The sequence below is a fragment of the Paenibacillus planticolens genome (assembly GCF_013141725.1).
GTDB lineage: Bacteria > Bacillota > Bacilli > Paenibacillales > NBRC-103111 > Paenibacillus_E > Paenibacillus_E planticolens.
Genome location: NZ_WHNZ01000007.1, coordinates 299455 through 321962, shown reverse-complemented (window position 1 = coordinate 321962; position 22508 = coordinate 299455). Strand labels below are relative to the sequence as shown.

Below are 22508 nucleotides of genomic sequence, written 5' to 3'. Positions count from 1 at the left end.
TTTATATAGAGTGATGAAGATTGGGGCTAAAGACATGAACGAGCAAATGGTCATTGAACAGTTCAAACAGGCGATTATGAGCAATGATACGGTCGCGACGAGACGATGCCTAAACGAGCATCCCTTTCTGGTCAAACAAATTAACGAGCCTTGGTTTTCCTTCGAAACCCCTGCGATCGTCGCTGCAGCGGCAAAAGGCAATCGCGAAATCGTGGATATATTGCTGGAGTACGGCGCAGATTTGAATGCAAAAAGCAGTTGGTGGGCCGGGGGATTTGGGGTTCTGCATCATGGCCATCATGAGCTTTCCCGATATTTGATTGAGCGAGGAGCTTTTGTCGATATTCATGCTGCGGCAGAACTCGGTATGTTAGATACAGTGAAAGAAATCGTAGAGATGAATCCCGCTGCCGTCAATCAGCGCGGACCCGATGGTCAGGTTCCGCTTCATTTTGCCACTGATTATGAAATCATGGATTTTCTGCTCGCTCATGGCGCCGATATCGATAGGCGCGATATCGATCATGGCAGCACTCCGGCTCAATGGGCGATCGATAACGAGGCTAAATGCAGGTTTCTTATTGAGCGTGGCGCGGCTGCGGATATTTTTATGGCGATCAATATCGGAGATGCGGAGCTGGTGAGCTCATTCATTCGTTCCTCCCCCGAGTGCCTTCAAGCTCAAGTGGGGCGGGGCAGCTTCACGTCCGGCGATTCGGACGGTGGACATATCTATGCATATAAAATAGGCTCAAATACGAAACCATTCCATCTTGCAGCGCGCCGCAATCATCCCGAGATCGTCGATCTGATTGCGAAGCACAGTCCTCCAAATCAGCGTCTGCTGCTAGCCTGCATGTTAGCCGATCTGGTGGCCGTGCAGACTCTGCTTGAGCAGGATTCGAATTTGTTTCAGTCACTCTTGCTCGAGGATCTGAGCTTAATTGCCGATGCCGCTTGGAACAATGAGGTTCAAGCCGTTCGTGTGATGCTCGAAGCCAGTTTCCCCGCGGATTCCCGCCGCGATGACAACGATTTTACAGCGCTTCATAACGCGGCTATGAGAGGAAACGACGAAGCGGTGCGTCTGCTGCTTGCGCATGGCGCATCCGTTCACTTAACCCACGGGCACGGCGGCGCTGCATTGGGCTGCTGCAAGTGGGGAGCTGTTAACATTCGAGATTCGGCCGGGAATTATCATGCGGTGGCTGAACTCCTCATTCAAGCCGGTGCTCAGGAATAAATCAGAGACCCTCAGCACGTTGCTGTGGGTCAACTTTAACCATTATTAGATATCAAGTTTACGGTTAGCAATCCACTTCACCATTTCAGGATCGCGATGCGAAAAGAACAGACTCTGTTTCGTATCTAATGCAGTGATCGACTCCATATCCTCTTGGCTCAATTTAAAATCAAAGATGTTGAAGTTTTCGATAATTCTTTCTTTACGGACCGACTTTGGAATCACAACGACTTCTCTTTGTGTCAACCAACGTAAAACGACCTGAGCAACGGATTTATGATACTTTTCAGCTATGGATAACAATAACTCATTCTGGAACAAGTTGTTTTTCCCTTCAGCAAAAGGCGCCCAAGATTCGATTTGAACACTATTCTCTTGCATGAATTTTGCATTTTCAATTTGTTGATTGAAAGGATGTGTTTCAACCTGATTTACAGCTGGAACTACATCATTATGAATGATCAAATCGATCAGACGATCTTCATGGAAGTTACTAACGCCAATTGAGCGGACTTTGCCTTCACGATACAATTCCTCCATAGCGCGCCAAGAACCATGCACATCCCCGAATGGCTGATGAATTAAAAATAAATCCAAATAATCCAATTGCAATCTTTCTAATGATTTTCTAAAGGCATTTTTTGTGCGCTCATAACCAGTATCCTGAACCCAAAGTTTCGTTGTAATAAATAATTCCTCTCTTGCCACGCCACTCCGTTTGATCGCTCTGCCAACTGCTTTTTCATTTAGATAAGAGGCAGCTGTATCAATAAGCCGATAGCCTGCCATAATAGCGTCATATACGCTTTGTTCACATTCATTTTGATCTGCAATCTGAAATACACCAAAACCAAGTATCGGCATCTCAACACCATTGTTCAAAATTACTTTCTGCATATAAAATCCTCCGATTTTTAATATGAAGTACCTGTCATCACATCCTTATTATGCACCAGATGACAAAGAGACCGTTATCCCATTCGTGCCAAATGTTTGCCTAATCCTCTCACTACAACTTATGACCAGGCACAGGTAATTACTAACCAAGTATCAAAAGTGTGATAAATAGGTCATTTTTTTTATGGAAGAGGTTAAATAATTGCGGTCCATTTCCAAATTATAACATCTATAATGGAAATGAGATCGGAGGTTGTATGAATGAAGCTAAGTAAAATGGGGTTACTTTTAATAATAATTGTATCTACATTGATGAGTATTCTCGGAATAACAAGCTTAATTATCTCTTACAAAGTAGCTTCGTGGATTAAGAATATCGAGCAAATTAAATTAGGTTACTTTGAAGTATTTAAAAAGTATTCCCTAGAAATAAATATTCTCGCTGTGTTTTTCATTATTCTTGTTATACTGGCAATTTTTATTTTATTGAGAACCATTCAAAGAAATATTTTGAAATTAATAACCGTCCTTTCCTTCATTTTTACAGTGGTAATTGGTACGTATTTATTTCTTTGCCTCATTATTTATCAAAACATTAACGAAATTATTGAAATGAATCATATGGTTTACCAACCGAAGAAGATTGACCGATCTGATTTAGATAAGATTAATTATGGCAATTTTGAGGAGATTGAAATTAATGCAATTGACAATATCAAGTTACATGGATGGTTAATAAATAATTCAAACGAATTAAAATCGCCTCTAATTATTTACTTCGGGGGCTCTGGTGAAGAGGTATCCGATATGATGTCTATTGCAGACAAATTGGATGGATGGTCGGTGGCGTTAGTTAATTATAGATCGTATGGACTGAGCGAAGGAGAGCCAAATAAAGATAACTTATATAATGATGCTAATCTCATTTATGATTACTTCTCAAAAAGAAGCGATATTGATAGTAAAAAAATAGTATCGATGGGATATAGCCTAGGAACGGGGATCGCAGTAAATTTATCAAGTGAACGTCCTACAGTAAGTACAATACTGGTTTCCCCATATGATAATTATTCCAAGTTAAAGAGCGAAAAAATATCAAACATTTTAAAATTGCACAATATGTTTCCGTTGTCGCTTTTTGTGAAAGAATCCTTCAATTCAATAAGTAAAGCTCCTTCAATTCATACACCATTATTATGCTTAGCAGGGGATTTAGATCGAAATATTCCTATTGAATATTCGAAAAACCTTGTAGCTGAATGGGGCGGTGAAAAGAAAATGAAGACGATACATTACGGTGATCATTTTTTCATGTTCTCGAGCGTTGATGCCTGGGCAGAAATAACAAGTTTTTTGAATGATCAAATTCATCCTCAAACTAGGGGCTATTAAAGGATCAAAGTTCAAAATTTGGTGCGTGCGGTGACACGTTTGGGTGTAAGAATTAAAACGAATTGAGGAGCCTGCTTCACAGCAACGCTCCTCTTTTGTCTGATCAAGTAATGGACAGCAACCGCGTTAATCCTTACTCCAGTATTTTTCGATAATTGCATCTCGTCCTGAATAAATCCGGGATTCTTTATAAAAAGCAGGGTTCTTCTTATGGTAATTTTGATGATATTCCTCAGCTGGGTAAAATACCGAGGCCTCCTCGATCGCCGTTACAACCGGCTTATCAAAGCGACCACTCTTTGCCAGGTCTTCACGCGATTCTTGCGCCAATAATTTTTGCTCTTCGTTATGATACAGGATAGCGGCGCGGTATTGGCTTTTACGATCGTTGCCTTGACCTGTTGCATCTATAGGGTCGATTTGCGGCCAGTAAAGTTCGAGTAACTTCTCGTAAGGGAACACTTCCGGATCGAAGGTAATTTGCACGACTTCCAAATGACCTGTTTCTCCGGTCAGAACCTGCTCATATGTCGGATTCTCGACATGCCCCCCCATATAACCAGATACGATCCCGTGAATACCAGGCTGCTCCTCGAATGGAGTCACCATACACCAGAAGCATCCTCCTGCAAAAGTTGCTTTTTGCTGCATTTTCATTCCTCATTTCTAGTTAGCTGTAGCTTCAAATGTTGCTATTTAAATAACCATGATAAGTGATCGCATAATAAAATACAATATAATATAGTGATATTTAATAATAACTAGATATAAAAAGTATTAATCTATTCCATAAACACAAAGCTCTAGGGAACTCCAGTATACTTATAGAAGGTAAAGAATTATAATAAAAAATGTCACTCAAACACAAATGTTTTATTAGCTAACTAAGGGATCGAGGGAGAAAATGTGATGCAAAAAGCAACATTCGCAGGGGGCTGCTTCTGGTGTATGGTAAGCCCGTTCGAAGAACAACCAGGTATACATGGCATTCTATCCGGTTACATGGGTGGAACGGTTGATAATCCTACTTATGAACAAGTAAAAACCGGGGAAACCGGTCATTTGGAAGTTGTCCAAATTACGTTCGATCCGGCCATTTTTCCTTATGAAAAACTGCTTGAGCTATATTGGCCACAGATAGATCCTACAGATGATGAAGGACAGTATATTGACCGCGGCAGCCAATATCGTACGGCCATTTTTTATCACAATGAAGAGCAGCATATGCTTGCCGTAAAGTCGAAAGAAGAGCTTGCGAATAGCAGGCGTTTTGATAAGCCGATTGTAACGGAGATTAAGCCTGCCGTTGTTTTTTTTCCTGCAGAGGAATATCACCAGAATTATCACATCAAAAACCCCGAGCATTATAAGGAAGAACGGATCACTTCCGGACGTGATGCTTTTATTACTCAAAATTGGAAGAAGTAATGAAATGAAAATGCCAACTATCCTTTTATGGGATGGGGGGCATTTTTTTGTGTTTTGAATACGTTACCAGGAGGAAAGGTTGATGGGAAAATATGTTATAATATAAAAAAGGAGAGTGATTATCATACAGCAAGTTTCTGATTATCTGTTTATGGGGTCTTTGATTCTATTGATAGTAACTTTACTTTTTAAGGGGCTAGGTTCAACAGGAGCTTCTAACGGTTTAGGAAATGTTGATATACAAATGCAACAAAATCACAAGAATGACTTGATTAAGCAGGATACGATTATTTCTAGGATTTTTAAATCTTATTTCGTATGGATTTCAATTGTTGGCATCGTAATTTCAATCGTCTTATCTAAACTATAATAATTGGATAAAATGTTTAATAATGAATTCAAATAGAAGGAGCGAGAGCGAATATGCAGGGAAAGCAACCTGTTAACTTGGATGATCTTGTTGGTGAGATTCAGATGCACATGGTAAATACTTTTACATTTATTAATATGACAACAGGGGAAGTTATTACAATAACGGAACAAGAATATAGTGCAGCAGAAGAGGATGAGCCACTAGATAATTTCCCTGATTGGCAAAGGGATAACATTGAAGCAGCAATAAGTATTATTGAAGATGAGGACGGGATTTACGTTGATTTTACGTTAAAAAATGAATTCAATGAATATGAAATCATGGAGGATTTCATAGGAACTTTAGAAGATGAAGATATCCAAGATGAGCTGTATGCAGCTATCCAAGGTAAAGGTGCATTCCGGCGATTTAAAGATGGGGTTATTGAACATGATGTCGATAACCAATGGTATTCATACAAAAATAGTAGGATAAAAGACTTGGTAATTGAATGGTGCAAGGATAATGAGATTGAATTTCAGGTATCCGAGCATTCTGAAGAAGGTAGTGGAAGATAACTGGAAAATCTCCCTCTAAATGGCTCGAAGTATCACCTTGTGAGGAAATAAAAGGAAAACCTCCCGTTAATTTGGCCGGATTCAGAGAATTCTGATGAAATCGGCGAAATTAGAGGGAGGTTTTCAGGCTAAATGGAACTGACAAGCTTCTGTAGACAAATTAGAGGGAATTTTTCCCTTATTTTGACCGTAGAAGCCTACCTGCACAAAGGACAGCGCCTTCAGACATAGATATGACGGGGATAGCCTCGTTTTCTCAATTAACGAGATTGGCGTGAAGCTAATTCCGCGTGTTCATCCATTTTTTTGGCCAATACCGGGTCCTCGTAGGTTGCTATTTTCGAATCGATGAGTTCAAGGTTTTTCTTGAAGTCCTCGATTTGCTTCAACACGTGTTCGCGGTGAGAGATGAGCATGGCTTTTCTCTCGTCTAACCTTTGACTGCCTTGCGCACACCAATCGCTGTATTGTTTGATTTCTTTGATTGGCATACCGGTGTTTTTTAGGCAGCAGATTAACGCTACCCAATTTAGGTCCAATTCACTGAAAAGGCGGTTGCCGTTTTTGTCTCTTGAGATAAAAGGCAATAGGCCTTCTTTGTCGTAATAACGCAACGTATGAGCGGGGAGACTGAATAGATCAGCCACCTGATTAATTGTATAAATCATTTTTTTTACAACCCCTTGACTTAAAGTTAACTTTAACGTTTATGCTAACTATAGATCACATGTTTACAACATTCAAGTGGTCAATCCTAACTCAAAGGGGCTGTACAGCAATGGAAAAAACACATAAGATCGCGCTGGTAACGGGAGGTAGCCGCGGGCTTGGACGAAATTCCGCTATTGCGCTCTCTAAAAAAGGATTTGATGTCATCGTTACGTATCATTCTCGCAAGGACGAAGCAGAGTTAGTCGTCAAAGAAATTGAGGCTAACGGTCAAAAAGCTGCCGCACTGCAGCTAGATGCGAGTGACATCGCCACCTTCGAACACTTCGCAGTCTTACTTGCCGATGTGCTTAAAGAAAAATGGCATACTGAACATTTCGACGTTTTGATAAACAATGCTGGATTTGGGGTACACGCGCCGCTTGTTGATACCACAGAGGAACAGTTCGATAGTTTGGTGAACGTGCACCTTAAAGGTGTATTTTTCTTAACACAGAAGTTAATTTCCCGTATTTCTGATCACGGAAGAATTATCAATGTTTCGACTGGATTGACCCGGTTTGCCTTAGAAGGCTATGGAGCTTACGCCGCCATGAAAGGCGCCATCGAAGTATTGACGAGATATATGGCAAAAGAATGGGGACGTCGGGGCATCCGGGTTAATGCGATCGCTCCGGGAGCGATTGCTACGGACTTCCAGGGAGGGGCAGTAAGGGACAATCAGGGGATAAACGACTTTATTGGTTCTCAAACGGCGCTAGGCAGAGTTGGGGAAGCCGATGATATTGGCGGTGTCGTCGCATCGCTCTGCACCGACGAAATGGGCTGGGTAAATGCGCAGCGAATCGAGGCTTCCGGCGGCATGTTTCTCTGAGCACCAAGCTCAGAATAAGGCAGGGACCGAGCTAGCTTAATAAAGCAGTGGCAATCTAGGACATAGTCCTAGGTCGCCGCTGCTTTCTATTTTCGAGTTATTCTAATAAGCGGCCAATCGCAACAAATAGCGCCAACGCTAAGAAAATGATGTTCACGACAATTTCTCGATATTCGCCGCGCTTAATATGGAATACCGCACCAAAAAGAACGATTACAGCAAGTCCGACCGCGGCAGTCGGCGTCAAAACAGGGACGATGTTTGCTGCTTGAGGCAAAATTAAACCTATTACTCCAAGCAATTCTGATAAACCAATAAAGGAAACGAGGTTTTTGGGAACATCACTCACCCATGTCCAGGACCTTTTTGCTGCTTCATACTGAAACGCCTTCAACCAACCGGAATAAATAAATCCTAATGCTAATGTCCCTTGTGCGATCCATAAAACGATATTCATGAATTACGCCAACTCCCTGTCACTTTCATCTATTGATATTCCAACCTAACTCGCGATAATCCATGTTGTTTTTTTCTGAAACGCCTCCTCTTGAGTCTATTGAGCTCTAGGTGCATAATAATCTATAGAATAGTAATAAAGTTCATTGGAGTGCTAACCGTTAATTCCAATAGAGCACTCGGAATGATGCTTTATGCCATCAGTGAGATGGGGAGGAACGGGCCTTATCGCAAGTTTCGCTTTGCAAACTGGCGTGATGAAGATGATGCTTCTCTTGAAATCATTTCTGAAGACATAGAGGTGTGTTATTCAACTAACACAAAACTATAGCGCAATAGTCAGGGAGCAGCTCGCTATACGGGAACTGATCCCTAGTTTCGTTGAAATAACGAGGAGTTTACAGAACCCCCCAAAGGATGTAAGGGTACATATCTTTGTATTAATACGCGGAATACTATATGTGAATTGCAAAAAAGCTCTTGATCAAATCCGATACATGCCGGCTTTGTTCCTCCAGCACGAAGTGCCCGCCGCACAGAAAACATGTTTCGATATATGATAAATGCTTGCTGAAGGCAAGTGCCCCCTCCAACGTAAAGATAAAATCGTTTTTGCCCCAGGCGACCAGCGTCGGAGGCTGATAGGTTCGCATGTATTGCTGCCAAACGGGATATTGCTCTACGTTCTTCAGATAATCGTAGCCTAGCGCCAATTGGATTTCGCCATTGCCGGGACGGTCCAGGAAGAACTGGTCCATCGAATAACCGTCGGGACTAATCAAATAGGGGTTGCATACTCCTGTTAAATATTGCTTCTTTGTAAATTCGAAGGAGGTCAGCGCGGAAAACGAGGCTATTGTCTTCGGACTCGGGTCCACCCACAGCGCTTTGAAGAGGTCGAAAGGCTGTCCGAGCCCTTTCACGTCGGCAACGGCATTCTGAATGACGAATCCGAGAATCCGGTTCGGATGGCGTACGGCCAGTCTGAATCCGATAGGCCCTCCATAATCATGGACGTACAAGAAAAAATGAGGAATACAGAGCTTGTCGAGTAACTTTTCGATGACGAGGGAAAGATTCTCGAAGGTGTATGAAAATTCTTTCGTCGAAGGCATGCTGCTATTCCCGAATCCGGGGTAATCGGGAGCGATGACGTGAAACCGGTCCGCCAGCAAAGGAATCAAATCCCTAAACATATGAGAGGAGCTCGGAAAACCATGAAGGAGGACCATGGTCGGACAACTCGGATACCCGGCCTCGCGAAAAAAGATATCCAACCCTTCGATGTTCGCTTTTTTGTATAGAACCATTGTTACCTCTCCCTATTCGCAGCAATCTCACCCTAGCCTAAGAAATATGTAAAGAATGTGCCTTTAAGAACTTGTTTATCGCACCGACGAGGGGCCGAAGAAACTCTAAGCGGATCAACCGGCCGTTTTTTTGAAAAAGGAAAATACATATAAATCTCGAATAATTAATGTAATCGGATAGCTAATAATTTAATGACAGACAGGAGTTTGATACGATGATAAAAGGTTTTGGAGGAATATTTTGGAGAACGAAGAATCTTGAAGTTGTGAAAAAATGGTACAGTGAAGTGTTGAAGATTGAAATCGAAAATTGGAATGGGACTATGATAAAACCCGAATTAGGAAGTGAGACTATCTTTTCATTTTTTACCGAGAATGACAGTTATTTTCCAATAGATCAACAAGTGATGTTAAATTTCCAAGTACATGATCTTAACGAGATGATTACGCATCTTGAACAGATTGGTGTACCTCTTGCAAGGGAAAAAGAGATCAGTGATTATGGAAAGTTTATTTGGATTGAAGATCCTGAAGGTCGACTTATCGAGCTTTGGGAAAAATAACGGAGAATTATGTGATCGCTTTCCGCGTGCCTTCGGCAATGCGGTCGGCGATTTTTTTTTGTCCATCGTGCCGTGCCCGCAACCTTCCGCCACACCTGATCGTCTAACCAAATGAATGGAAATGAATTGGAAGAGGTGTCGGTTATGTCCTTTTACCGGAAAGCCTTGCACGTTCTCATAAAGTACAAATTTATGGTGGGAGGCTTGCTGGCGGTACTCGTGCTGCTGTCCACAATCGTATACAGCAGGACGCTGCAGAATTCGGCGGGAACTGGAGGTACCTCCGTGGTCGTCGCGCCTGCTTCTAGTGTCACACCAGCTGTGCCTAGTGCAGAACCAACGCCTGCTGAACCATTAGTATCGACAGCGCCGACTGTACGAATAGAGACACAAAAGCCAACTCCCGATCCATTATTCAGTTTGGCGGCATGCCCGCCGGATATGAAATGGTACCCGGCTACGGAAGAGGCTTCCGGATTTACGCCTGCCGAGCCACCGTCTCGCTCGCCGATTAAGGGGATCCAGCAAATTTCTGCAGGCCACATGTTCGATGGTGCCGGTTACGGGATGGAATTCGGCTCTTCTTACGCATTAGCCGGTGACGGAACTGTTTACCGGTGGGGGATATTCGGTTGGGGAGAAGGCCGGAGGCCTGACGCTTTTCCGAAGAAGGTCGAAGGGTTGCCGGAAGGCGATCCTGTTATTCAGCTCGAAGGGCGATTCGCATTAGTGGATTCCGGGGGAGTCATCGACATGAATGCTGAACGCGGCCCGGAGAAAATAGCGGGGTTATCCGGCGTAAAGTCGATCGCTCAGGCGGACGATGTGTCGGTATTTACCATTGATTCCGATGGAGTCATCAAGCTATATTCCATGTATGGGCAGGAGGGCAAGCCAGCAGTGAAGCGGGTTGAGGCTTCTTTCCGTGCAGTATCTGTCACGGCCAGCCCCTATATCATGCTGGCAGTTGACAGCAAAGGGATGCTTTGGGTGGGACAGTCGACCTTGTCATCGGTTCCGAATGCTGATTCTGCTCCGCTTGAGCTGCCTGACGGCGGAAAAGTGGCAAGAATGGAAGCTACGATGTCGTATGAGGAAGCGGCATATATTTTATCCGATAAAGGCTCTTGGTACACGATGAACGGCAGCGGAGCTCTTAAGCCGACCGTGCTGCCGCAAGGCACCACGCAAGTAGCGGCAACGTCGCGTTTGACGGCAGCCCTGGATAAGGACGGCTATGTATGGGTATGGGGGAAAGACCTGGGAGCCTATGATCAATTTGGGGTGAAGCCTGCTATAACCGAAACACCGCAGCGGCACCCCGCATTGAACAATGTAGCGGCATTGACAGCAGGCTCCGACCATTTGCTCGCCTTAACGGCGGATGGCCGCGTGTTGACGATCGGCTCCAATATGTATGGCCAGCTTGGCCGGCAGCCGATCTTTGCAGATGACCTGCTTGCGATCGGCACATGGAAGGGGGTTGACGCCTTATTTCCAACGTATGGGCGAGCGTATGCTCTGAAAGCGGGCGATGTGTGGACACTCCAGGACGGCACCGTAGCAAAACCCGTCTTGCTGGGCGAGAAAGCGAAGAAGGTCATCATGGCGTTGGGGCATTTTTCCGTGTTACTCGAGGATGGCAGACTCATGGTCGCGAACCCCGACGAGACGGAGCCATGCAAGCTGCTGCAAACGCCGGCGCCAATTACTGACGTATCCGTTGCCTTGAACGGTGTCTTGATGGCGTTGTCGGACGGAAGCGTATTCCATGTGGAAGGCAGCATATCGGGGTTAGGCAACAGCGTCGAGCTCCGATTCGATCCGAAGCCGAAAGGGAAAGTCATCGAAGTATCCGGCGATCCGATTCCGTTCGTACGAACCGACCAAGGGGAGCTTTATTTCAAGGAACGAACACAAGATGGCGCGCCTTTAATGAGGCTCGTTTCATTCGAAGTGCCGGTTGAGATGTGGTCGCCGATGCATTATGTATTTTTTGATGGTATTGGTTACATCGGCAAAGCATTGGACGTAAATGGCCAGGTGTATGAGGTTGAACTGAAGCTGCAACGTGATGGAACTAATGACAATGAAACGGCTTCTGTCCAAGTGAAGAAGACGGGTCGATCGGCCATCCGCCTAACTGGAGGGGTTGAGATTGGCCAAGACGGCCGGATTCGCGATCTGAACGGCAGCTTCAAAGTAGAAGCGAGGCTTCCGGCAGGGGTTCGACTGAGATCTTCCGCATCGATGTATCATTACCCAATTGAAGGCCGTACCTTCTTTCAGCATCTGTTCGTCGCGGAGGACGATACGGTATACTGGCTCGGAGCGCTGCCATATCGTAATTCGCTTCTTACGCCGGGAGAGGTCGTACTGCCCTAGGCAGCCAACATCCCGACGATAGGAATCATGGACGAGATTGATAAATACATTAGTTGTAGCAAACAAGTGAATGGGGGACGGCAAATGTACGGTCAACCATGGTCATCATCTCCTCCGATCGCATCACCCTTTTTTTCAAAATGTCGTCACACGATCGAAGTCACGGGGGAGGGAACGGTTTCGGCAACTCCCACCAAAGCCATTATTGTTCTTGGTGTGATAACGGAGAAAGTAAGCCTGGCAGAGGCTCAGAAAGAAAATGCAAATGCAATTACCAATATCGTCAATGCATTGGTTGAACTATCCATTCCGAAGGAGCATATTCAAACGACGCATTACAGCATCGACATCCAATATAACAATGAAGATGGCAAGCAAGTTTTTCGGGGATATCAAGTCACCCATTTGCTCCAACTCACAATCGATCAAATCAATCAGACTGGACTTGTTGTGGATACGGCCGTCATGAACGGTGCCAACAATGTGTCGAATATTCGATTTACATTGGCGCACCCGGAAATTGCCTATAAGAATGCCTTATCACTAGCTATAAAAGATAGCCTGCTCAAAGCAATGAACATCGCCCAAACATTAGGGGTAACGCTTCATCCGGCTCCTTGCCTTGTTCAAGAAACTTCCCGTTCACAAGAACCGATTCCATTCTCTGCGATATCGTATTCCACGAGTGCAGCAACGCCAATTCAGCCCGGTGAGTTGAAAATTGTGGCCTCGATAAAGGCAGAATTTACATATTATTGATACAGAAATCGTAGTGAAGCTCATCAAATAGATTGAGCAATTGTTTTGCAAAAAAGTTAGGGGGCTGCCAGTGCCTGTGCAGTTATGCTTCTTCAACGGTCAAAATAAGGGGAAATCTCCCTCTAAATGGACTGCAGATGCTTGTTAGAATTCATTTAGACGGAAAACTCCCTCTATTTGTACCGATTTCGTGAGAATTCTCGAATTCGGTCAAACTAACGGGAGTCTTTCCTTCTAAAATCCCTGCAAGGCCATCATTTGAGCAATTTAGAGAGAGATTTTCCTGTTATTCCAATTAGCTTCCTTCGCTTATGGGACAGCCTCTTCGTTTCTGGCACTTTTGGACAGCCTTATGGCTGTGACATGCCATCATCAATAACGGAGCACCGCGGGTTCGCGGGCTCCGTTTTCAATTTCATTCTATATTTCGCCCCAATCCCCCGAAAGAGTTTCCCGGGCGCAACTTTTTCAGCATTCATTCAGCGGAAATTAAGCTCTGTTTAATGTTAAAATCATCCAATTTTTAGGGTGAATTCATGTAAATTTCAGGAAACATCTCTATACTTCGACTTGTAGGCAAAACATAGAAACGGAAGGATGGAGATTGGAATGAGAAAGCAATTGATCGTATTGATGGGTGCGACATTACTGGTGGCAGGAGCAAGCGGTATGGCGCTTCCTGTGCTGTCGGCGTATGCGGCGGAGACAGGAACGGCAGCGGCAGTGTCATTGTCAGATACGCAATCTGACACATCTTCCACTACAAGTGACTACAGTACGTTACTATTGAACGATTGGCTGAGTAAGCTGGATATCCACACCGAGGCGTTATCGAGCAGAAACTCTGGAGATTTTGCAGATGCTCTCGCATCGGGAGCGATTTTAACAGCAGCATCGCAGCTGGAGGCCTCCGACTTAATCGGAAAACTGAATGCACTGTTTAGCGAAGATATGGCTAGCGAGGTGCAATCGGGCAGTTTGACGGCGCAGGAAGCTGCGGCTTTGGCACAAACGGCCAATGAGAGAATTGCCGGTCTCGTCAATTCCGGATGGTCTGCGGGAAGCCATACGGTGGTTATTCAAACGAATGCATCGGCCATCATACATAGCCGATTACGTACTATAGCTGACGACGCATCTTTGCCGTCAGGTGTTGGTTCCATTGATCTGCGCAGGGCACTGCGTGACGGTGAAAGCTTAGTAGAGGCTACTGGGATGGACAGATCCGCCCTGAACGATGCGCTGACAGCGCTGCTCAACCAGGATTTGGAAGCTGCCGTCAAGGAAGGAACGCTTCCAGCCGATCAGTTGGAGAAAGCGGAGAAGGACGGAGCCTCGGCATTATGGGACGCGGCGAATACCGAAGGCTACGATCCCGAAACTACGCTGTGGATGGAACAATATGGACAGCGGCTGCTGGCGGATAGACTCGATCCGATCTCCATCATACAGTACGCTGCAGCCATAGGCGGCAAAGATATTGGCGATGTTCAGTCCAATCTCTCAGATGGCCAAAACCTAAGTACAGCGACAGGAATGGCAGAATCCGATCTGACCTCCCAATTGACGGATAACGTCAACCAAGTATTGGAGAACGAATGGAAAGCCGGCAACTTGACTGTGAAACTGCTCACCAAGCTCGAACAACATGCAGGGGATGTGCTCCAAAAGGCGGTTGAGCAGAGCGGATACGGAACGCAAGCTGCAGCCGGAACGAGCAGCTCGGCGCTTGCAGCCGAGAGCATCCGTTCCATTGTGGCTGATAGTGCAGGTTACGCAGGAATGTCTGTTTCGGATCTGCATGATAAGTTAGCAACCGGACAGACGCTTGTTGGAGCCACGGCAGTAGATCAAGCAGAACTGACCAGTGCGCTGCAACCTCGGATTGACGCCTTTCTGAATGCCGCCGTTCAAAAGGGCTGGCTCGCGAAAGATAACGAACAAGCGACGAAGGACGAAGCATACGTACTGCTCAACGATGCAGTAACGACCGCCAACTATAAAGCTACTATCGACGCCAAGCAGTACCTGGTCGACCGTCTGAATCGAATCGTCGATGATGCCGTTGAAGTGACTGACACCAAGAGCGACGAGGTACTGAAAAGTTTGGCGAGCGGTCGAAGCTTGCAGCAAGCCTTAGGCGTTGATACTGATTCGCTGCTGCTTAAGCTGCTCAGAAAAGCGGATAAGGAAATCAATGGCTTCGTGACTTACGGCGAGTTGTCCGAGAATGAAGCAACAGCACTTAAAAATGATTATGCATCGGCAGTAACCAAAATAATTGCCAATAACTAATCATCATTCGCAAAAAGACTGCATCGGTATCTCAGCCGATGGCAGTCTTTTTCGGTTCGGATATTAGTTTTCAATGTCAGGGAATTATTAACATTTTTCAGCAACTATATCAACAAATTAACGTCTAAGGGGGTAAACAAAAAAAGAGGTGCTTATATGAAAAAATTTGTGCTGGGCCTATGCTGTGGTTTCGTCATGGCAAGTTCATGTGTTGCAATCGCATCAGATTCTATCCAGGCGTTATTATTTCCTGCAAGTTTCGAAATAAATGGAAGTAAGATTTCCTTGGACGATGATTATAAAGTACTTAATGTTGACGGTCATGCCTACGTACCGATTCGATTCGTAGCTGAGCATTTGGGGGCTACGATCGACTTTGAGCAGGAGCAGCAAAAGATTTTTGTGAAAAATAGGAAGCTTGACTTATCGGATCCAGATTACCAAGGGATTATTGTTGGCAATGTAATCTTAACTAAAGACGGCGGTAACACCAAAGTTACCGGTCAATTGAAAATCGAAGGTGTAGGGAATACAACAAATTCCGTCGAGGCAACCCTTGCTTTTTACAATGATAACAGTGAAAAAATCGGCGAAGTTGCGATTTATGGAAATGATTTTGGGGTAGACGCTCAAACCTTCGTTTCGGAGGGCTTAGGGGATTTTAGGACGTATTCAACGGTTAACCTGCATATTGGTAATGTAAATGGCCAGATGATTAGTGCGACTCCAAGCATGGTTTATGAAAACAGAAAAAACAATTTCACCCTCAATCTTCCGAAGAGCTGGGAAGGGAAATATGAGGTAGTGGAAGCCATAGATGAAGCTTCAGAATTCGAAAATATTTCTTTTATTGACATAGCAAACAAAGGGTACGGGGGAGTAGTTTTTTCAATTGGCATATGGACAAAAGATAACTGGAGTCAAAATGGTCAAACAGCTATGGAGGTCGGTCATATATCGAAAATTGGAGAATTAGGAGATAGAGTTTTTACAATAAGCACTCCGGGTGATGTACAATATGATCCGTTCAATGAGAAGTTAACGGCAGAATATAAATCCTTGTCGAGCTATGTAAATAAGATCAAAACTAGTTTTCATGCAAATGTAAAATTTCACTGACATTGAAGTAACCAAAATTCGTATTGCCCTTGCATGCAACTTCTGATAAGATGATCTCAACTTATTAAAACACTTTAATAAGTTCGGTTACTATTTTGATGAAAGGCTTTGATCTACATGACGAACGTGATTAAGACGCCGAAAGAGATGAGGGAGCCGTTAATTCATCGTATTCGCGCGGGACTCATCATGATGGGAAGCGCTACGAAAGCGGAGCTCTGTCAGCGATTGGGGATCAGCTTTCCGACGATCAGCAAGTTTATGGCTCAGATGGAGCAAGACGGAGAAATCCGCTATACAGGCGATGATGATTCCAACGGAGGCAGGAGGGCAAAGCGGTATTCGTATGATCCGGAATACATGTTGGGATTAGCTATTTTCATCGAAAAGAACGAGACGAATTATTCGATATTTAACTGTATTGGAGAGGTCAAGGAGCAGGGAACAAAGCCAAGCGTATTACAACAAGACGTTCAACTGCTTGCGGACCTGATTGAATCGTTGATTGAGAAATACCCAAGGCTTCGTTCCATCGCAATCGGAGTGCCTGGCGCCGTTAATAATGGGAAAATCATTTTTATTCCGCCATATCAGCAATTTTTTGACTATGATTTGAAAGGGGAATTTGAATCCCGGTTCCAGATACCTGTCGTTGTCGAAAACGATATGAATGCATCGGTGCTTGGATATGCGTCGAACTTTGAGATGGAGAACGAATCACTGGTTTATCTGTACTTCGGTCAGAACGGACCGGGTTCCGGTATTATGATCAATGGCGATGTCGTGCGAGGCAGCACGTTCTTCTCGGGTGAGATTTCTTTCGTACCTCAGTACGATAATCTAACTTTCCACCAAGCACTGCTGATGGAAGATCGTAATCACCGGGTTGTAATTGCAGAAGACAGTCAGATTGATGCCGTTGCTCGTTTAATTGCCACATTCGCAGCCATTCTTAACCCGCGGGTCGTTGTTTTCTGCGATGATGAGGTAGACGAAGCACTTTTGGCTAGAATCGCAGATCGAGGTTCGGCCTATATCCCGCAAAACCATTTGCCAAAGCTTCTGATGAGCAATTGGAGACAGGATTACTTGACAGGCCTGCAGCATTTAGCACTTAATTTGATGATTACGGACTGTTGCTAGAAATTAGATCTCATGTAGACAACACTAATGCTCTCTAGAAGGAGTGTCGCTGTGGCAACGATGTTTTTAGGTATTATCTATCTGGCATTCATTAGCCTGGGAATTCCAGATTCTTTGCTGGGATCGGCGTGGCCCGTGATACGACCTGATATGGGTGCTTCATTCGGCTTCGCGGGAATCTTGTCGATGGTAGTGGCAGGGGGAACCATCGTATCCAGTCTAGTAAGTGGGAGTTTGGTCCAGCGATTGGGGACGGGTAAAATTACACTAATCAGCTGCTGCCTTACTGCAGGAGCGCTGCTTGGGTTCTCTATGGCACCCTCGATATTTTGGCTTGTTCTTTTGGCCATTCCTCTTGGTCTAGGCGGAGGTGCAATTGATGCGGCACTAAATCATTATGTAGCTGAAAATTACAAAGCCCATCACATGAACTGGCTGCACTGTTTTTGGGGTGTTGGGGCAACTCTGGGGCCAATTATCATGTCATTTTATATGGTTAAACATAACTCCTGGAGAGATGGTTATACAGCTGTATCTATGATACAGTTCACACTCGCAATTGTATTGTTAGTAACGCTCCCCCTATGGAAACGTATTGCTGTTAGTAGAGAGCATGAGCGTCTGGATAGTATGATTCCACAAGACCAAGTCGGACCTGAGTTGAAACAACCGGCAATCAGTTCCAAAGCTAACGTACTCCAGATCAAAGGTGTTAAACAGACACTTATCGCTTTTTTGTTCTATTGCGGAGTTGAATCCACGGTAGGATTATGGGGGACCAGCTATCTGGTAGGTGCAAGAAATATGACTGCGGAGACGGCTGCCGGGTGGATATCTTTGTACTATGGCGGAATAACGATGGGAAGACTGATAACAGGGTTTATTACTTTGAAAATCAACAATCGTGTATTGATCCGGTGCGGTCAGATTATTGCCATTGCGGGTGGGGGAATGCTGCTGCTTCCGCTGCCTCAACTTTTCTTGGTCGGGCTTATTCTTATTGGCCTTGGGCTTGCACCCATCTATCCTGGTCTGCTGCATGAAACACCAACACGCTTTGGTCGTGATAATTCCGCCAAGCTAATGGGATATCAGATGGCAGTCGCGTATACGGGAACGACGTTTTTACCTCCGCTCTTTGGATTGCTCGCTGCACAGACGACCATACATGCATTCCCTTTTATTGTGATTGCTTTCATTATTCTGATGATGATGAGTGCAGAGAAAGTAAATCATATTTTGAACAATCAAACGAAATCTACTGGCATTAATTGCTAAAATAACAACTAGGTGCTACGAGAGGATAGGAATTTTTATGCAAGCAAAAACAGAAAAAGAAAAGATGATTAGCGGTGAACTTTACCAAGCGGGTGATACGGAGTTAGTGAAGGATCGTTTGAATGCGCGCCGGCTAACGCGGCTATACAATCAGTCGATTGAGACAGAGGAAACATCTAGAAAAGAAATCTTGAAGGAATTGTTCGGCTCAACAGGGGCCAATTATTACATAGAGCCAACACTCCGTTGCGATTACGGGTATAACATACATGTCGGTGAGAACTTCTATGCAAACTTCGATTGCGTGTTTCTCGATGTGTGTGAAATTCGGATAGGGGAGAATTGTTTCCTGGCCCCTGGGGTGCATATCTATACGGCTGCACATCCCTTAGACCCTAAGGAAAGAGCCTCCGGCGCTGAATTCGGTAAGCCTGTTACAATTGGCAATAACGTATGGATTGGTGGTCGGGCTGTCATTAATCCTGGCGTAACGATAGGAAATAATTCGGTGATTGCCTCTGGAGCCGTTGTTACGAAAGATGTCCCGGATAACGTGGTTGTAGGCGGTTGCCCAGCAGTGGTTATCAAGCAGATCGATATTGGTTTGGAAAAATAGGCGGGAAATCAAAAAAGAACCTGGATAGTATTATCAGGTTCTTTCATATTGCATATAAACAGACACGATGATATAATCGGATTGTGTTTATTTTTGTTTCATGGACATAAGGATGTTATCTTACACTTTAAGTGTACCATGCCGGCAAGCTCTTGTCAAATGTTTTCTCAAATTGATGATGAGGAGAGATATGGAATGAGTTCTTTGGTTCTCAGTTTTCAGGAAATGGAAAAAACACAGCTTTTGCTCGTTGGCGGGAAAGGGTTGAATTTAGGGGAATTATTAAAAATTGAAGGCATACAAGTACCTGAAGGATTTTGTGTTACAACAGTGGGATATCAAAAAGCTATCGGAAAAAACGAAACGTATCATGCGTTGTTGGAACGGCTAACCTTGCTGCAAGTAGAAGATCGAGATCAAATTGGAGAAATTAGCAGGAAGATTCGACAAATCATTATGGAAGCAGAAATTCCTTCCGATGTTGTGCAAGCAATTACTCACTATCATGCCCAGCTTGGGGTGGAACATGCTTATGCAGTGCGTTCCAGTGCGACTGCTGAAGATTTGCCGCATGCCTCTTTTGCCGGTCAACAAGACACTTATTTAAATATCATCGGGGTCGATGCCATCCTGCAGCATATCAGCAAATGTTGGGCATCCCTATTTACGGATCGCGCGGTAGTCTACCGTATGCAAAATGGATTTGACCACAGACAAGTTTACTTATCCGTTATTGTTCAAAGGATGGTTTTCCCGCAGGCTTCGGGTATTTTATTTACCGCGGATCCAGTTACTTGCAACCGAAAGCTGCTATCCATCGATGCCGGTTTTGGACTTGGAGAAGCGTTGGTCTCCGGCTTGGTATCTGCCGATAGTTACCAAGTGCGGGAAGAGGAAATCGTCGAGAAGAGGATAGCGACCAAAAAAATGGCTATCTACGGAAGGAAAGAAGGCGGAACAGAGACAAAGCAGATCGATCCTGATCAGCAAAAGACTCAAACACTTACTGAACAACAAATTTTACAACTGGCACGTATCGGTAGACAGATCGAAGCTTATTTTGGCAGCCCGCAAGATATCGAATGGTGTTTGGCTGATGATACATTTTACATTGTCCAGAGTCGGCCGATCACTACGTTATACCCGATCCCAGAAGCGAATGATCAAGATAATCACGTCTATCTATCTGTTGGTCATCAACAAATGATGACAGATCCCATAAAACCATTGGGATTGTCCTTTTACCTGTTAGTTACTCCTGCACCTATGCGTAAAGCCGGTGGGAGGTTGTTTGTTGATGTTGCGCCTAGGTTGACTACATCTGTTGGTCGGGAAGCTTTATTAAATACCCTGGCATCCGACCCGCTCATTATAGGCGCACTTACGACCGTAATAGAGCGAGATTTTATAAAGTTGTTACCGAATGATCAAACAGCACCGGTTCCGAGCAGAAGTAATAGCGATATGCTGGCACAATTCGAGAACGATCCGACGATCGTTTCTGATTTGATTAAGCGTAATCAATCATCGATAGAAGAGTTGAAACAAAACATCCAAGCGAAATCGGGATCGGATTTGTTAGATTTTATTCTGGAAGATATCCAGCAATTAAAGAAGATCTTATTTAACCCACAAAGTACGGCTGTATTTATGGCAGCTATAAATGCTTCATTATGGATCAATGAAAACATGAACGAGTGGTTAGGCGAAAAAAACGCAGCAGATACGCTTTCTCAATCTGTACCCCACAATATTACTTCGGAGATGGGTTTGGCGCTATTGGATGTCGCGGATGTGATTCGCCCTTATCCAGAAGTGATTGATTATTTGCAGCATGCCAAAGAAGATAACTTTTTGGATGAACTGGTTAAGTTTGATGGAGGAAGGGAAGCCCAAGACGCTATCCTTGATTATCTCAGCAAATACGGAATGCGATGTGCCGGAGAAATCGATATTACGAAAACGCGTTGGAGTGAAAAACCAATTACACTTGTCCCTATGATTCTTGGCAACATCAAGAATTTTGAGCCTAATGCCGGCAATCGAAGATTTGAGCAAGGGCGTCAGGAAGCTTTGGAAAAAGAACAAGAGATCATAGATCGCTTGAAGCAATTACCGGATGGTGAGCAAAAAGCCAAAGAAACCAAACGAATGATCGACATCATCCGGAATTTCATCGGCTACCGCGAATATCCTAAATACGGCATGATTAGTCGCTATTTCGTTTATAAGAGGGCCTTACTGAAAGAAGCCGAACAGCTCGTTCAAGCCGGCGTTATCCATGAGAAAGAAGATATCTACTATCTAGCTTTTGAAGAACTACACGAAGTCGTACGCGCCAATAAACTAGATTACGAAGTCATCAGTAAACGTAAGGACGATTACAAAGTTTACGAAAAACTAACTCCCCCGCGTGTCATCACGTCTGATGGGGAAATCATTACAGGTGAGTACAACCGTGAAAATCTCCCTGCGGAAGCTATTGCAGGACTGCCTGTTTCTTCCGGAGTGGTTGAGGGGAGAGCGCGTGTCATTTTAAGTATGGATGATGCTAATTTAGAAGATGGAGATATCTTAGTCACCTCCTTTACCGACCCTGGCTGGACACCATTGTTTGTATCCATTAAAGGACTAGTCACCGAAGTTGGTGGACTGATGACCCATGGAGCGGTTATCGCGCGTGAATATGGCTTGCCGGCAGTTGTCGGGGTGGATAATGCGACCAAACTGATCAAAGACGGGCAGCACATTCGCGTGCATGGAACAGAGGGGTACATCGAAATATTGTGATGGCTGGGGCCGGTAAGAAGATCTAGACTTCATTGGCTGTTGCGGTAAATAAAGGAACTCCATTCCCTTATTTCGGCGAAAATCTAAATTTCGAGCGCACAAGGGGAACTACAGGGTCTTATCTCACCTCCGTGATCTAGTTATCTGTTCGGAGTGGTGGAATAGCGGATCCTAGTTCCCTTTCCCTTGCCCAAATAGCTGTTTCTGGCCAAATAGCGCCCTGTAGTTCCCATTTCAGCCAGGCATGAAGTTGATTTCCCTAAAATAAGACGAAGAAGTGGAGAGGAAAGACTGAATGAGCAGAAAAAGTATAGTTTCCGGGATACTTTTGTCTTTGGGTGTACCGATAATTGTGTACTTA

General features: G+C 44.5%; 19 protein-coding genes. 14 read left to right on the top strand and 5 right to left on the bottom strand.

Annotation, left to right across the window (positions count from 1 at the left end):
* The first annotated feature begins 34 nt into the window (after positions 1–34).
* Positions 35–1243, top strand: a complete 1209-nt coding sequence (locus GC097_RS01980) for an ankyrin repeat domain-containing protein (RefSeq protein WP_171681662.1) — start codon at positions 35–37, stop codon at positions 1241–1243.
* A gap of 45 nt (positions 1244–1288) precedes the next feature.
* Here the strand turns inward: GC097_RS01980 and GC097_RS01975 are convergent, their stop codons facing one another.
* Positions 1289–2140 (bottom strand): aldo/keto reductase, encoded by an 852-nt coding sequence (locus GC097_RS01975; RefSeq protein WP_171681661.1) that lies wholly within the window; start codon positions 2138–2140, stop codon positions 1289–1291.
* A gap of 261 nt (positions 2141–2401) precedes the next feature.
* Between GC097_RS01975 and GC097_RS01970 the strand changes: the two genes are divergently transcribed.
* Positions 2402–3532, top strand: coding sequence for an alpha/beta hydrolase (locus tag GC097_RS01970; RefSeq protein WP_171681660.1), 1131 nt, complete (start codon positions 2402–2404; stop codon positions 3530–3532).
* A 126-nt stretch (positions 3533–3658) separates the two neighbouring features.
* Here GC097_RS01970 and msrA (GC097_RS01965) read toward each other — a convergent pair whose 3' ends face one another.
* Positions 3659–4183: a peptide-methionine (S)-S-oxide reductase MsrA gene (gene msrA / locus GC097_RS01965; RefSeq protein ID WP_171681768.1), complete on the bottom strand. Its 525-nt coding sequence runs from the start codon at positions 4181–4183 to the stop codon at positions 3659–3661.
* 258 nt (positions 4184–4441) lie between these two features.
* On the opposite strand from msrA (GC097_RS01965), the gene msrA (GC097_RS01960) reads away from it, so the two are divergent.
* A complete protein-coding gene (gene msrA / locus GC097_RS01960; RefSeq protein WP_171681659.1) occupies positions 4442–4960 on the top strand; it encodes a peptide-methionine (S)-S-oxide reductase MsrA in 519 nt (172 codons plus the stop codon).
* A gap of 423 nt (positions 4961–5383) precedes the next feature.
* Positions 5384–5890 (top strand): UPF0158 family protein, encoded by a 507-nt coding sequence (locus tag GC097_RS01955; protein WP_171681658.1) that lies wholly within the window; start codon positions 5384–5386, stop codon positions 5888–5890.
* Positions 5891–6150: 260 nt separating this feature from the next.
* Here GC097_RS01955 and GC097_RS01950 read toward each other — a convergent pair whose 3' ends face one another.
* Positions 6151–6558: a MerR family transcriptional regulator gene (locus GC097_RS01950; RefSeq protein ID WP_171681657.1), complete on the bottom strand. Its 408-nt coding sequence runs from the start codon at positions 6556–6558 to the stop codon at positions 6151–6153.
* A gap of 110 nt (positions 6559–6668) precedes the next feature.
* Here GC097_RS01950 and GC097_RS01945 point away from each other — a divergent pair, with 110 nt between their 5' ends.
* Positions 6669–7433 carry an SDR family oxidoreductase gene (locus GC097_RS01945; protein ID WP_171681656.1) on the top strand — a complete coding sequence of 255 codons (765 nt, stop codon included), beginning with the start codon at positions 6669–6671 and terminating at the stop codon, positions 7431–7433.
* Between the two features lie 97 nt (positions 7434–7530).
* On the opposite strand, the gene GC097_RS01940 is transcribed toward GC097_RS01945, so the two are convergent.
* Together GC097_RS01940 and GC097_RS01935 are read right to left on the bottom strand one after the other, a co-directional pair.
* Positions 7531–7890 (bottom strand): DoxX family protein, encoded by a 360-nt coding sequence (locus GC097_RS01940; RefSeq protein WP_171681655.1) that lies wholly within the window; start codon positions 7888–7890, stop codon positions 7531–7533.
* A 454-nt stretch (positions 7891–8344) separates the two neighbouring features.
* Complete coding sequence (locus GC097_RS01935; RefSeq protein WP_171681654.1) at positions 8345–9199, bottom strand: alpha/beta fold hydrolase; 855 nt, start codon at positions 9197–9199, stop codon at positions 8345–8347.
* 215 nt (positions 9200–9414) lie between these two features.
* On the opposite strand from GC097_RS01935, the gene GC097_RS01930 reads away from it, so the two are divergent.
* The 9 genes from GC097_RS01930 to ppsA all read left to right on the top strand — a co-directional run bounded on the left by GC097_RS01930 (position 9415) and on the right by ppsA (position 22147).
* On the top strand, positions 9415–9762 hold the full coding sequence (locus GC097_RS01930) for a VOC family protein (protein WP_171681653.1): 348 nt from the start codon (positions 9415–9417) through the stop codon (positions 9760–9762).
* Between the two features lie 111 nt (positions 9763–9873).
* Positions 9874–12147 (top strand): RCC1 domain-containing protein, encoded by a 2274-nt coding sequence (locus tag GC097_RS01925; protein ID WP_171681652.1) that lies wholly within the window; start codon positions 9874–9876, stop codon positions 12145–12147.
* An 84-nt stretch (positions 12148–12231) separates the two neighbouring features.
* Positions 12232–12906 (top strand): SIMPL domain-containing protein, encoded by a 675-nt coding sequence (locus GC097_RS01920; protein WP_171681651.1) that lies wholly within the window; start codon positions 12232–12234, stop codon positions 12904–12906.
* A 609-nt stretch (positions 12907–13515) separates the two neighbouring features.
* Positions 13516–15201, top strand: coding sequence for a hypothetical protein (locus GC097_RS01915; RefSeq protein WP_171681650.1), 1686 nt, complete (start codon positions 13516–13518; stop codon positions 15199–15201).
* Positions 15202–15357: 156 nt separating this feature from the next.
* Positions 15358–16320 carry a stalk domain-containing protein gene (locus GC097_RS01910; RefSeq protein ID WP_171681649.1) on the top strand — a complete coding sequence of 321 codons (963 nt, stop codon included), beginning with the start codon at positions 15358–15360 and terminating at the stop codon, positions 16318–16320.
* A 117-nt stretch (positions 16321–16437) separates the two neighbouring features.
* Positions 16438–17463, top strand: a complete 1026-nt coding sequence (locus tag GC097_RS01905) for an ROK family protein (protein WP_171681648.1) — start codon at positions 16438–16440, stop codon at positions 17461–17463.
* Positions 17464–17514: 51 nt separating this feature from the next.
* Entirely contained in the window at positions 17515–18741 is a 1227-nt protein-coding gene (locus GC097_RS01900) for an MFS transporter (RefSeq protein ID WP_312875594.1), read from the top strand.
* Positions 18742–18778: 37 nt separating this feature from the next.
* Positions 18779–19357: a maltose acetyltransferase domain-containing protein gene (locus tag GC097_RS01895; protein ID WP_171681646.1), complete on the top strand. Its 579-nt coding sequence runs from the start codon at positions 18779–18781 to the stop codon at positions 19355–19357.
* A 195-nt stretch (positions 19358–19552) separates the two neighbouring features.
* Positions 19553–22147, top strand: a complete 2595-nt coding sequence (gene ppsA, locus GC097_RS01890; protein ID WP_171681645.1) for a phosphoenolpyruvate synthase — start codon at positions 19553–19555, stop codon at positions 22145–22147.
* The last annotated feature ends 361 nt before the right edge of the window (positions 22148–22508 follow it).